At 33.1% G+C, this 12,740-nt stretch carries 10 protein-coding genes; 6 read left to right on the forward strand and 4 right to left on the reverse strand.

All coding sequences use genetic code 11. The features are described from left to right. The first annotated feature begins 248 nt into the window (after nt 1–248). Entirely contained in the window at nt 249–1,868 is a 1,620-nt protein-coding gene (gene pafA / locus JC605_RS22140; RefSeq protein ID WP_198858267.1) for an alkaline phosphatase PafA, read from the forward strand. Between the two features lie 125 nt (nt 1,869–1,993). Here the strand turns inward: pafA and ald are convergent, their stop codons facing one another. Then, the gene (gene ald, locus JC605_RS22145; RefSeq protein WP_198858268.1) at nt 1,994–3,112 is read right to left on the reverse strand and encodes an alanine dehydrogenase; all 1,119 of its coding nucleotides are present in this window, start codon (nt 3,110–3,112) and stop codon (nt 1,994–1,996) included. 201 nt (nt 3,113–3,313) lie between these two features. Here ald and JC605_RS22150 point away from each other — a divergent pair, with 201 nt between their 5' ends. After that, nucleotides 3,314–3,772: an Lrp/AsnC family transcriptional regulator gene (locus JC605_RS22150; protein WP_198858269.1), complete on the forward strand. Its 459-nt coding sequence runs from the start codon at nt 3,314–3,316 to the stop codon at nt 3,770–3,772. A gap of 64 nt (nt 3,773–3,836) precedes the next feature. Here JC605_RS22150 and JC605_RS22155 read toward each other — a convergent pair whose 3' ends face one another. After that, nucleotides 3,837–5,285: a glyceraldehyde-3-phosphate dehydrogenase gene (locus tag JC605_RS22155; protein WP_198858270.1), complete on the reverse strand. Its 1,449-nt coding sequence runs from the start codon at nt 5,283–5,285 to the stop codon at nt 3,837–3,839. A gap of 203 nt (nt 5,286–5,488) precedes the next feature. Continuing rightward, nucleotides 5,489–6,889: a trypsin-like peptidase domain-containing protein gene (locus tag JC605_RS22160; RefSeq protein ID WP_198858271.1), complete on the reverse strand. Its 1,401-nt coding sequence runs from the start codon at nt 6,887–6,889 to the stop codon at nt 5,489–5,491. Between the two features lie 161 nt (nt 6,890–7,050). Between JC605_RS22160 and dapF the strand changes: the two genes are divergently transcribed. The 4 genes from dapF to JC605_RS22180 all read left to right on the forward strand — a co-directional run bounded on the left by dapF (nt 7,051) and on the right by JC605_RS22180 (nt 10,552). Then, a complete protein-coding gene (gene dapF, locus JC605_RS22165) occupies nt 7,051–7,833 on the forward strand; it encodes a diaminopimelate epimerase (RefSeq protein ID WP_198858272.1) in 783 nt (260 codons plus the stop codon). Nucleotides 7,834–7,845: 12 nt separating this feature from the next. Beyond that, complete coding sequence (locus tag JC605_RS22170) at nt 7,846–8,379, forward strand: GNAT family N-acetyltransferase (RefSeq protein ID WP_198858273.1); 534 nt, start codon at nt 7,846–7,848, stop codon at nt 8,377–8,379. 10 nt (nt 8,380–8,389) lie between these two features. Beyond that, complete coding sequence (gene mltG / locus JC605_RS22175) at nt 8,390–9,430, forward strand: endolytic transglycosylase MltG (protein WP_198858274.1); 1,041 nt, start codon at nt 8,390–8,392, stop codon at nt 9,428–9,430. A 483-nt stretch (nt 9,431–9,913) separates the two neighbouring features. After that, nucleotides 9,914–10,552 carry a peptidoglycan-binding protein LysM gene (locus JC605_RS22180; RefSeq protein WP_198858275.1) on the forward strand — a complete coding sequence of 213 codons (639 nt, stop codon included), beginning with the start codon at nt 9,914–9,916 and terminating at the stop codon, nt 10,550–10,552. A 42-nt stretch (nt 10,553–10,594) separates the two neighbouring features. On the opposite strand, the gene scpA is transcribed toward JC605_RS22180, so the two are convergent. Then, entirely contained in the window at nt 10,595–12,721 is a 2,127-nt protein-coding gene (scpA, locus tag JC605_RS22185; RefSeq protein ID WP_198858276.1) for a methylmalonyl-CoA mutase, read from the reverse strand. Nucleotides 12,722–12,740 lie beyond the last annotated feature (19 nt).

Below are 12,740 nucleotides of genomic sequence, written 5' to 3' on the forward strand. Positions count from 1 at the left end.
GTCGCCTTTCTTTTGAAAACCCTATCCAAAACGGATAGGGTTTTTTGTTTTATACGCATTTCTATTTTTTTATTTGGAATAAAACTTAGGCTGTACAAGGGATTAATAATAAGAAAATATATCCTGATTTAAATATCGTGAGTAGTAAAAGTGTTAAATTATAGTCAATTGTCTTAGGTTAGATATGTATACTTTAGACTTTTTGAATTTGAATGAGTATTTTTGTGTTTCAATTATTTTATTTAAACATGAAGAAAAATATTTTATTGTTAGCACTTCTTGCTGTTGTAAGTTTAAGTGCTCAACAACGTCCAAAATTAGTTGTGGGTATAGTTGTAGATCAAATGAAAATGGAATATTTATATCGCTTTTCAGATGATTTTTCTCCAAACGGCTTTAAAAGATTAATGAATGATGGATTTACTTTCCAGAATATGCATTACAATTATATGCCAACTTATACTGCTCCAGGACACGCTTCAATCTATACAGGGACAACACCTGCTACTCACGGAATTGTTGGTAATGAATGGTTTAGTAGAGTTCTTGGAAAAGAAATGTACTGTACAGACGATGCAGGAGTTAAAACTGTAGGAGAAGGAACTGCCGAGGAAGGTGCAATGTCTCCGAAAAACCTTCAAAGTACTACAATTACAGATGAAGTTAGAATGGCTACTAATTTTAACGGAAAAGTAATTGGATTAAGTTTGAAGGACCGTGGAGCTATATTGCCAGCCGGACATTTTGCAAATTGGGCATTTTGGTATAGTAAAACCGGTTCTTTTATTTCTAGTACTTTCTATGGTGAGAAGTTGCCGGATTGGGTTACTGAATTCAATAATGAGAAAAACTACTTAAAATACATTAATAAAGGTTGGGAGTTGTACAAACCTGCTTCTGTTTATAATGAAAGTCTTCCTGATAATAACCCTTATGAAGGGAAATTATATGGAAGTCCTGCACCAGTTTTTCCATACGATTTAAAATCAATGTATGAGAAGAATGATGCTGGAATCATCCGTGCTACTCCTTTCGGAAATGATTTGTTGGCTGAATTTGCAAAAAGAGCAATTGAGAAAGAAGAATTAGGGAAAGATAATATTACAGACTTCTTGACGGTTAGTTTTTCTTCTACAGATTATGTCGGTCACTTACTTGGGCCAAGATCTATGGAACTTCAAGACACCTATTTAAGATTAGATCAAACTATTGCTGACTTCTTGGCTTATCTTGATAAAACGGTTGGAAAAGGAAATTATTTACTTTTCTTAACGGCTGATCATGCTGGAGCTGAAAACGTTATTTATTTGAAAGATCGTAAATACAATGTAGATAATTATCCTTCTAAAGAGGTTAAGAAAAGCATGCAGGATTTTTCAACTAAAACTTTTGGAGTTGATTTAATTCAGAACTATTCAAACTTTAATATTTTCTTTAACAAACAAATTATTAAAGATAAAAAATTAGAGCTAGTAAAAGTAAAACAAGCTTTTAAGGAGTTTTTAATTACTCAACCACAAGTTAAAAAGGTTTATACAGAAGAGGAAATTATGGCTAATGCTGGAAATGATTATGCTCTTAATTTTGTTGCTAAAGGATATGATGTGACGCAGAATGGTGATTTAGTTATTGTAGATAAGCCTGGAATGATTGAATACACGCCAACGGGAACGTCACACGGTACAATTTATAGCTACGATACACATGTACCAGCAATTTTTTATGGTTGGAATATTAAGAAAGGAGAATCTTATGATAAAAAAGCAATTACGGAGATTGCACCAACTATAGCTCAGAAAATTAAAGTTACTTTCCCAAATGGAACTGAAGCTAAAGTACTTACTGAAGTTCTTGATAATAAGAAGTAAAAAATATTATATTGAAAAATACCTGTCTATGTGACAGGTTTTTTTTATGTAAAAAAAAAGGCTTTTCATTAAGAAAAGCCTTTTTGTAATAGTGATTTTAGTAAGCACTTATACAAGTATTAGCACTATGCGTTTGCTAATACTATTTCTTCGTTAAAAGGAAGATTCCAAGCTTCTGCAACTCCTTTGTAAAGGATTTTTCCATTAGCTACGTTTAATCCTTTATTTAATTCTTCATTTTCAGCACAAGCTTTTTCCCATCCTTTGTTTGCTAATTGTACAGCATATGGTAAAGTTGCGTTTGTTAAAGCTAAAGTAGAAGTGTAAGGAACAGCTCCTGGCATATTAGCTACACAATAGTGAACGATATCGTCAATAATAAAAGTTGGGTTTTCGTGAGTTGTTGGAGTACAAGTTTCGATACATCCTCCTTGGTCAACAGCAACGTCAACAACAACAGTTCCTGGACGCATTAATTTTAGCATATCACGAGTAATTAAATGAGGTGCTTTTGCTCCTGGAATTAAAACAGCTCCAACAATTAAGTCAGCATCTTTAATTGCTCTTGTAATATTGTAGTGGTTAGACATTTCTGTATTTACGTTTGCAGGCATGATATCATCCAATTGACGTAAACGAGGTAAGCTTAAGTCCATAATTGTAACCTGAGCACCTAATCCAGCAGCCATTTTAGCAGCTTGAGTTCCTACGATTCCTCCACCTAAAACCAATACTTTTGCTGGTGGAACACCTGGAACACCGCCTAAAAGAATTCCTCTTCCTTTTAATGGTTTTTCAAGATATTTTGCTCCTTGCTGAATTGCCATACGACCAGCAACTTCAGACATTGGCACTAGTAATGGTAAACTTCTGTCTGTTTTTTCTACAGTTTCGTAAGCTAAACAAACAGCTCCTTTTTCTAACATTGCATGCGTTAATTCTTCTGAAGAAGCAAAGTGGAAATAGGTGAATAACAATTGATCTTTCTTGATTAATGGGTATTCAGATGCAATTGGTTCTTTTACTTTAATGATCATTTCAGCAATAGCGTAAACTTCTTCAATCGTTGGTAAAACAATCGCACCAGCTTCTGCATATTCTGCATCAGCAAAACCACTTCCTAAACCAGCTGTAGCTTGAACATAAACTGTATGTCCGTGTTTTTTCATTTCAGAAACACCTGCAGGAGTTAAGGCAACTCTGTTTTCATTATTTTTTATTTCTTTAGGAACACCTATTATCATTTTGTTATATTTTTTTGTTTTTATTGAAATTGTTTTACAAATCTACAGATAGAGAATAAATTATGGTTTAATGCTTTATAAATAAGAAAATATTATTTTATTTTTTATTTTTACAGAAAAATATTCTGTTTTGAAGTGGAATTGATTCTTCAAAAAGAAAAAATGACTAAATCGGACTAATTTTAATAAAACGTTTTCGTTATGGCTTTAGATGAAATTGACAAAAAAATACTACGTCTTTTACAAGAAGACGCGCACTACACATTAAAAGACATTGCAAACAAAATAAATCTGTCTTTGACTCCTGTTCATGATCGAGTGAAACGTCTTGAAAAAGATGGCATTATAGAGAAATATGTGACTATTTTAGATAAGAAAAAACTTGGAAATAATTTGACAGTTTATTGCCAGGTTACATTGACAAAACAGACTTATGATACTTCGGAAGGGTTTAATCAGTCGATTTTGAATTTACCGGAGGTTGTCGAATGTAATTATGTTTCAGGAAACTTTGATTATATGCTGAAAATCATAATTCCAGACATGGAAAGTTATCATCATTTTCACCAAAAAAAATTATCTATTCTTCCTGAGGTTTCTCTAATAAATACCGTTTTTGTGATTTCGGAGGTTAAAAGCACAACAGTTCTTCCTATTTAAAGTAAAACAAAAAACCATCAAGAAGATCCTGATGGTTTTAAGAAAAAAAGTTAGTTTGGTTGAATTAATAATAAGTATAACGTCTTACTTTGGCAATATATTTTGCTAAGCGAATTACTTGATGGCTGTAACCATATTCGTTATCGTACCAAATATAAAGTACTATATTTTTTCCATCCTTTGAAACAATCGTTGCGTTGCTGTCATAAATAGATGGAGCAGATGTTCCAACGATATCAGATGAAACTAGTTCGTTATTTAAAGAATATTTTATTTGCTCTACAAGTTCTCCTTCTAGAGCATATTTCTTCATAATTTTATTGATTGCTGTAATAGATGTAGGTTTCTTAACTTCTAAATTTAAAACTACAAGAGATCCATTTGGAACGGGAACTCGAATAGCATTTGAAGTTAGTTTGCCTTCTAATGATGGTAAAGCTTTCGCGACAGCACTTCCTGCGCCAGTTTCGGTAATTACCATATTTAAAGCAGCGGCTCTCCCACGACGGTATTTTTTATGCATGTTATCAACCAAATTTTGGTCATTGGTGTAAGCATGAATTGTTTCTAAATGCCCTTTAACAACTCCAAGAGTTTCTTCAACAACTTTTAGAATTGGAGTAATGGCATTTGTTGTGCAAGATGCAGCCGAAAAAATATTTACTTCGTCGGGATTAAAATCGTTATGATTAACACCATGTACAATATTTGGAACTCCTTTTCCTGGAGCAGTCAGTAAAACTTTACTAGCTCCGTTTGAAGTTAAATGTCTTTTTAATGCTTCTTCGGTTGTAAATGCTCCAGTATTATCAATTACTAAAGCATCATTTATTCCGTGTGCGGCATAATCGATTTCTTCTGGTGAATTTGCTGTAATGATATGAACCGTTGTTCCGTTTATAATTAAGGCATTATTTTTAGCATCGGCTATTACAGATCCTTGAAAATCTCCATGAATGGAGTCATATCGCAATAGAGAAGCTCGTTTCTCTAAGCTCGTTGCATCGTTTTTATCGCGTGTTACAATTGCTCTCAGGCGCAATTGATTTCCTTTTCCAGTTTTCGACATTAGCTCTCTCGCTAATAAACGTCCGATTCTTCCAAAACCATATAAAACAACATCTTTTGGTTGAATCTCTTTTGAGGATTTTGCTTTTTTCAGCTTATCTATAACAAAATATCTTGCATCTGGATATCTTTCATCCTCTAGGCGATACTCATAAGTAAGTTTTCCTAAATCTATTTTTGCTGGCGGAAGGTCTAATGATAAGACAACTCTTGCGATTTCAACCGAATCAAAAATGGTGATTGGTTTGCCTACAAATTCTCCAGCATATTGATGAAGATTGATAATATCGCTAACGTTTTTATCCAATAATTGATTTTTGAATAAAACCATTTCGATTGATTTGTCATACCATAAATCGCTTATGATTTTAATTAATTCGACGCCGGCTTTTCTTCGGTCGACTTGTAAGGATACCTCTTTTTGGTACAATGATTTGTTACTCATAATTGAAAAAATAAAATGCTCACTATTTTAAAATTTTGCGCAAAAGTATCTATTTCAATCGATTTCGTAAACTATTTTAGCATTTATTTTTGAAAATAAAAAAGCCACCTTAATTTTCTTAAAATGGCTTTTTTGAAGTTTTTAGTCTCGGTCGCAGTTTTCAGTTTTTTTGATTCTTGAAAACTGTCACTGCAAACTGCGACTTAAATTATAATCCTGAAAATCTCTCCATTTCTGTTGATCATTTCAATTCTTACGCTTTGTCCTTCATCTTTTTTGCTTAAAAGTTTAGAAACAGTTTCAACATTTGTTGCTTTTACATTATCAATGCTAAGAATAATATTTCCTAGTAATTCGTTTTGATATTGCATTAAATTCTCATTGCTGATGTTTTTAATTTTAACACCATAATCAATTCTGAATTTTTTCTTGTCAGTAGCATCAATGTTTTCTAATTCGATTCCTTTAAATTCGGCGCTGTAAAACTCATTTTTGCTTAAAGTTACAGGAACCGTTTTGGTTTTTCCTTCTTTAATATAAGTTACTTTTACAACATCGTTTGGACGTTTTGTATTGATATAACCCGATAAATCAGCATAAGTTGCAATATTTTGATCATCCAGTTTTACAATAATATCTCCTTTTGTTAAACCAGCTTTTTCTGCTCCTGAGTTTTTAGAAACTCTATTAATATAGAATCCTTGTGTTTCTGTTACTCCCAATTCTTTAGAAGCAGTTGCATTCAATTCGCCTCCTTCAACGCCAAGAATGCCTCTTTGGACATTTCCATATTCCATGATGTCCTCAATAATTTTGCGAGCAATATTAGAAGGAACAGCAAAAGAATATCCAACATAAGAACCCGTCATAGAAGAAATCATCGTATTAATTCCAATTAATTCTCCTCTTGCATTTACTAACGCTCCACCGCTATTACCTGGGTTTACCGCAGCATCAGTTTGTATGAAAGATTGGATTCCGCTTTGGTCTAAATTTCTGGCTTTTGCCGAAACAATTCCTGCAGTTACTGTTGAAGTTAAATTATACGGGTTTCCAACTGCCAATACCCATTCTCCAACTTTCACATTATCAGAATTGGCAAAAGCGGTGTAAGGAAGTTTTTCATCGGCATTGATTTTTAAAAGAGCAATGTCCATTTTAGAATCTGTACCAATTAACTTCGCTTTGTATGATTTTTTATTGTTTAAAGTAATTTCAATTTCTGTCGCGTCTTTAATTACGTGATTGTTAGTCACAATGTATCCGTCTTCAGAAATAATTACACCAGAACCAGTTCCTACTTGTTCTTGCTGTTGCTGTCCGCCATATCCGTAGAAAAACTCAAGCATCGGATTGCTTACAGTTCTTCTTGAGACATTTTTTACGTGAACAACAGTATGTACCGTTTTGTCTGCGGCTTCGGTAAAATCTAATGTTTCAGCACCTAAACCAACATTTTTTCCATAAGAGTTAGGGGCAAGAGTTACAACAGAATTTCCTTTTCCAAAAAAAGAATTGTTGCTTTCAAATAATAACTTGTAAGCACCAAGAGTAATAGCACCACTTAACAATGACACTAAAAATAAGGCTGAAAATCTTTTCATATTAGAATTTGTAATTAAGTTATTAGAATTTAAGTTTCATGTTTTATTTAACGTAAAATTACTTCAAAAAATTATTTGGAAAAACGGTTTAACTCTCTTTAACAATGATTAACATTTCATTAATTAATAGTTCGTACTTTTGTATTTCTAACAACTAAAAAATGCAAGTAGAATTTTATAAATATCAAGGTACAGGAAATGATTTTGTAATGATTGATAACCGTACAAATTTCTTTCCAAAAGACGATGTAAAACTTATTGAACGTCTGTGTGACAGACGTTTCGGAATTGGAGCTGATGGATTAATTCTTTTAGAAAATGATACCGAAACCGATTTTAGAATGGTGTATTACAACTCTGATGGAAACCAAAGTTCAATGTGTGGAAATGGTGGTCGTTGTCTTGTTGCTTTCGCTAATCAATTGGGAGTAATTGATGATAAAACGACTTTTATTGCAACAGACGGATTACATCATGCTTCTGTTAATGCAGATTCAATCGTTTCGTTGCAAATGATTGATGTGAACGAAATTCAGAAAAAAGATTCTTATACTTTCCTAAATACTGGTTCGCCTCACCATGTTCAAATTGTAGACGATTTGGAACATTATAATGTAAAAGAAAACGGAGCAGCAATTCGTTACGGTGAATTGTATGGTGAAAAAGGCAGCAATGTAAACTTTGTAAAAAAAGTAGATAACGATACTTTTTCTTTAAGAACATACGAAAGAGGTGTTGAAGACGAAACTCTTGCTTGCGGAACTGGCGCGACTGCAGTAGCGATTGCTATGAACGCAATTGGCGAAACAGATAAAACTTCAATAAACTTAAATGTTGAAGGTGGAAAACTTGTCGTTTCTTTTGATAAAGATAATGATGGTTATACCAATGTTTTCTTGACAGGACCTGCGAAATTTGTATTTAAAGGAACAATCGAGATTTAAATCTAAAATTGAATGATAACTTTAAAAGGCGATTCTATTTATTTGCGTGCACTCGAACCTCAAGATTTAGAGTTCATTTATTCTATAGAAAATGATGAGAATATCTGGGAAGTTAGTAACACGCAAACTCCATACAGCCGTTTTTTGATTAAACAATATTTAGAAAATGCCCACCAAGATATTTATGAGGCAAAACAACTTCGTTTGGCAATTTGTCAAGATGAAGATTTTCCTGCAATTGGATTGATTGATTTGTTTGAATTTGATCCTAGAAATAATAGGGCAGGTATTGGTATTGTAATTCAGAAAGAAGAAAATCAAGGTAAAAATATTGGTTCTGAGGCTTTAGAACTTTTAATTAATTATTCTTTTACCAATTTAAATCTACATCAATTGTATGCAAATATTGGCGTACAAAATGTAGCGAGTATTGCACTTTTTACTAAATTTGGTTTTAAGAAAATCGGAATAAAAAAAGACTGGATTTTGTATCATAATCATTATCATGATGAAGCAATTTTTCAGCTAATTAATAAACAAATTTAAACTTTAAGCTTTGAGTCTAAAAAAAATAATCACAATAACTGCAGTAGCCATAATTTCAGCTTTATTGATTTATGGTTTTATTTTAATCAGTAGAATTTTTAGTTCTAACACTAAATTTGAAGAAAAAGAAGTCTACGTTTACGTGCCTACAGATGCGAATTACACTGATGTAAAAAAGATTTTGGCACCTTACATAAAAAACTTTGACAACTTTGAAATGGTTGCTGAAAAAAGAGATTATCCGCAAAATGTAAAATCGGGTCGTTTTCTTTTGAAAAAAGACATGAACAATATTGACTTAGTACGAGCAATGCGTTCTAACATTCCTGTAAAATTAGTTTTTAACAATCAAGAGCGCTTAGAAAATTTTGCTGGAAGAATAGGCAAAGAAATCGAAGCGGATAGTTTGTCTTTAATGAAAGCCATCAAAGATTCTACTTTCTTAGCAGCAAACGGATTTAACGAAGAAAATGTTTTTGCAATGTTTATTCCTAATACTTATGAAATTTATTGGAATACTTCCGCTGAAAAGTTTCGTGATAAAATGATTAAAGAATATCACAATTTCTGGACGGCAGATAGAATCGCTAAAGCAAAAGCACAAGGTTTAACCCCGGTTCAAGCTACTATTTTAGCTTCAATTGTCCATAAAGAATCAGTTAAAAAAGACGAAAGACCTCGTATTGCTGGTGTTTATTTAAACCGTTTGCGTTTAGAAATGCCATTACAAGCAGATCCAACAGTCATTTATGCTTTAAAATTAAGAGACAACGATTTTGATCAAGTTATTAAACGAGTTTTTTATAATGATTTGGTAATGAGATCTCCATATAATACTTATGTAAATAAAGGACTTCCTCCAGGACCAATTGCAATGCCTGATATTACAGCTTTAGAAGCAGTTTTAAACCCAGAAAAGAACGATTATATCTATTTCTGTGCAAGTGTTGATCGTTTCGGATATCATGAATTTGCTGCAACACTAGCAGAACATAATGTAAATGCAAAAAAATATTCAGACTGGATTGCAAGTCAAGGAGTAACAAGATAATCTGATTTGTTTAAATAATATTAGAAAACCGAAGTCAATTTTGCTTCGGTTTTTTTGTTTTTTTCTGATGTAAAAAAGTCTTTGAAATTGAAAAATTATGAAATTGCTATTTTGTGTATTTTTCGATTTGGCATAATAAAAAAATAACCATTTTTTAATGATGAATTTTATAAAATTCGAAAACCACCTTTTCAAAATCTGCATAAAAACTACATTTTTTATGTGGGTTAATTCTTTCTTTTTTGTAGAAAAAGCTTAAAATTTCTATAAAATGCGATTTTTTTTGACCCAAAATTTCAATTTTTAGAGCTGAAATAAGTCACTTCAAATCTTTCGGAATCCATTAGTATATCTGGGATGAAAGCGAATTGCGTTTTTAAGTGGTAAATGTTAAAGTGTTGATTTATAGTATATTTTGAAAAGACTTATCTTTGCACCGTAGAAATTTCAAGAGGGTGACAGCATCTTGAAGAAAAACAATTTATGATAAAGAAATGGTATTTTTATGCGAGTTTAGTCGTTATTATTACATTTTTAAGTTTGGGATTTATTCCCTCAGAAAAAGAAACCAAACCTTGGTTTTTAATTGAAAAAACAGATGGATCAGAATACATTTTTCCATCAAAAGAAAAAGATGATTATCCAAACACCAACGTCCCATACACAGGAAATCATCTAATAGGATTTAAAGAAGCAGTAGCTTTTAAAGAATCACAAGGGCAATACAGACTAGTAAATTCTCTTGGTTATATGGGCAAATATCAATTTGGTTCTAAAGCTTTAAGAGCAATCGGAATTAATGATAATAAAGCCTTTTTAAAAGATCCTGCGCTACAAGAAAAAGCTTTTATGGCTTTGTTAGCCAAAAACAAATGGATTTTACGTTACGAAATCGAAAAGTATCAAGGTAAAATCATCAGTGGTATTGAAATTACCGAATCTGGAATTTTAGCTGCAGCGCATTTAGGTGGTGCAGGTTCTGTAAAGAACTTTTTCAAAAATAAAGGAAGCAGACATTTTAGAGATGCTTTTGGAACTTCTTTGAAAAGCTATATGAGAGATTTTGCAGGTTACGATCTTTCTTTTGTAGAAGCAGATAGTAACGCAGCAGTAAACGACTAAATGAAAAAAAGAAAAATCCCTTGTAAAAAGGGATTTTCTTTTTTAATCTATTAAAGCTTCTAAGATTTTTATAGCTGCTTCACTTATTTTAGTTCCAGGACCAAAAACAGCCGATGCGCCAGCATCAAATAAGAATTGATAGTCCTGAGACGGAATAACACCACCTACAATTACCATTATATCTTCACGTCCATGTTTTTTTAGTTCTTCTATTACTTGCGGAACTAATGTTTTGTGTCCAGCAGCAAGTGATGAAACACCTAAGATGTGAACATCATTCTCAACAGCTTGTTTTGCCGCCTCTGCAGGAGTTTGAAATAAAGGGCCGATATCAACATCAAAACCAACATCTGCATAACCTGTAGCAACCACTTTTGCGCCTCGGTCATGACCATCTTGTCCCATTTTTGCAATCATAATTCTAGGACGTCTACCTTCTTGTTTAGCAAAAACATCTGCAAGTTGTTTTGCTCGCTCAAAATTCTCGTCATTTTTTATTGCTGCACTATACACTCCGCTAAAAGATTTAATTTGTGCTTTAAAACGGCCAAAAACAGTTTCCAATGCATTACTGATTTCGCCAAGTGTTGCTCTGTTTCTTGCGGCTTCAATCGCAATTTCTAGTAGGTTGCCTTGTCCTGTTTGTGCACAAAGGATTAATTTTTCTAGTGATTTATTTACTTTTTCAGAATCTCTGGTTTGTTTGATTTCTTCGAGACGTTCAATTTGCTGTTTACGAACCAATTGATTGTCTACATCCAAAATATCCAACGGATCTTCTTTTTCTAAACGGTATTTATTTACACCAACAATAATATCTTGTCCGCTGTCAATTCTTGCTTGTTTTCTTGCCGCAGCCTCTTCAATTCGAAGTTTCGGAATTCCAGCCTCAATTGCTTTGGTCATTCCACCTAATTCTTCGACTTCTTCAATTAGCTTCCACGTTTTTTCAACAATGTCGTTCGTCAGACTTTCAATATAATAACTTCCAGCCCAAGGATCTACTGTTTTGGTAATTTTGGTTTCTTCTTGAAGAAAGATTTGCGTATTTCGAGCAATTCTAGCAGAAAAATCTGTTGGAAGCGCAATAGCTTCATCTAAAGCATTGGTATGCAAAGATTGTGTTCCTCCAAAAACCGCCGCTGCAGCTTCTATACAAGTTCGAGCAACATTATTGAACGGATCTTGTTCTGTTAAACTCCATCCGCTAGTTTGGCAATGTGTTCTTAAAGCCAGAGATTTTTCGCTTTTCGGATTAAACTGCTGTAATAATTTAGCCCAAATCATACGGCCGGCTCTCATTTTGGCAATTTCCATAAAATGATTCATGCCGATTGCCCAAAAGAAAGATAATCTTGGAGCAAAATCGTCAATGGTCATTCCTGTAGATAATCCAGTTCTAATGTATTCTAAACCATCTGCCAAAGTATAAGCCAATTCAATATCTGCAGTTGCTCCAGCTTCTTGCATGTGATAACCAGAAATAGAAATAGAATTGAATTTTGGCATTTTTTTGCTGGTAAATTCAAAAATATCAGCAATTATTTTCATAGAAGGAGTAGGAGGATAGATATAAGTATTTCTAACCATAAACTCCTTTAAAATATCGTTTTGGATTGTTCCTGCTAATTTTTCAGGACTAACACCTTGTTCTTCTGCGGCAACAATGTAAAAAGCCATAATTGGTAAAACGGCTCCATTCATGGTCATAGAAACCGACATTTCGTCTAACGGAATCTGATCGAAAAGCACTTTCATGTCTTCAACAGAATCAATCGCAACTCCTGCTTTACCTACATCACCAACAACTCTTTCATGATCTGAATCGTAACCGCGATGCGTTGGTAAATCAAAAGCAATTGAAAGTCCTTTTTGGCCTGCAGCTAAATTTTTTCTATAAAAAGCATTACTTTCTTCTGCGGTAGAAAATCCCGCATACTGGCGAATGGTCCACGGACGTCTGACATACATGGTAGCATATGGTCCGCGCAAATTTGGTGCAAAACCAGCTCCGAAATCAAGAAATTCCAATTCTTCGATATCTTTCTCCGAATAGTTTTTTTTGATTTCGATTCCTTCAGCTGTAATGAAGTTGTCAGAATTAGAATTAACTTCTGGTTCCTCACTTTTAACTTCTAGCTTTATATGTTTAAGGTCTTTTCTTGTCATTGAAACGCTTTGTTTGAAT

The organism is Flavobacterium sp. IB48 (assembly GCF_016405855.1).
GTDB lineage: Bacteria > Bacteroidota > Bacteroidia > Flavobacteriales > Flavobacteriaceae > Flavobacterium > Flavobacterium ginsengisoli.

Excerpts from the sequence above, each read along its gene's own strand:
- pafA (WP_198858267.1), top strand. The coding sequence starts at position 249 with ATGAAGAAAAATATTTTATTGTTAGCACTTCTTGCTGTTGTAAGTTTA.
- ald (WP_198858268.1), bottom strand. The coding sequence starts at position 3,112 with ATGATAATAGGTGTTCCTAAAGAAATAAAAAATAATGAAAACAGAGTT.
- JC605_RS22150 (WP_198858269.1), top strand. The coding sequence starts at position 3,314 with ATGGCTTTAGATGAAATTGACAAAAAAATACTACGTCTTTTACAAGAA.
- JC605_RS22155 (WP_198858270.1), bottom strand. The coding sequence starts at position 5,285 with ATGAGTAACAAATCATTGTACCAAAAAGAGGTATCCTTACAAGTCGAC.
- JC605_RS22160 (WP_198858271.1), bottom strand. The coding sequence starts at position 6,889 with ATGAAAAGATTTTCAGCCTTATTTTTAGTGTCATTGTTAAGTGGTGCT.
- dapF (WP_198858272.1), top strand. The coding sequence starts at position 7,051 with ATGCAAGTAGAATTTTATAAATATCAAGGTACAGGAAATGATTTTGTA.
- JC605_RS22170 (WP_198858273.1), top strand. The coding sequence starts at position 7,846 with ATGATAACTTTAAAAGGCGATTCTATTTATTTGCGTGCACTCGAACCT.
- JC605_RS22180 (WP_198858275.1), top strand. The coding sequence starts at position 9,914 with ATGATAAAGAAATGGTATTTTTATGCGAGTTTAGTCGTTATTATTACA.
- scpA (WP_198858276.1), bottom strand. The coding sequence starts at position 12,721 with ATGACAAGAAAAGACCTTAAACATATAAAGCTAGAAGTTAAAAGTGAG.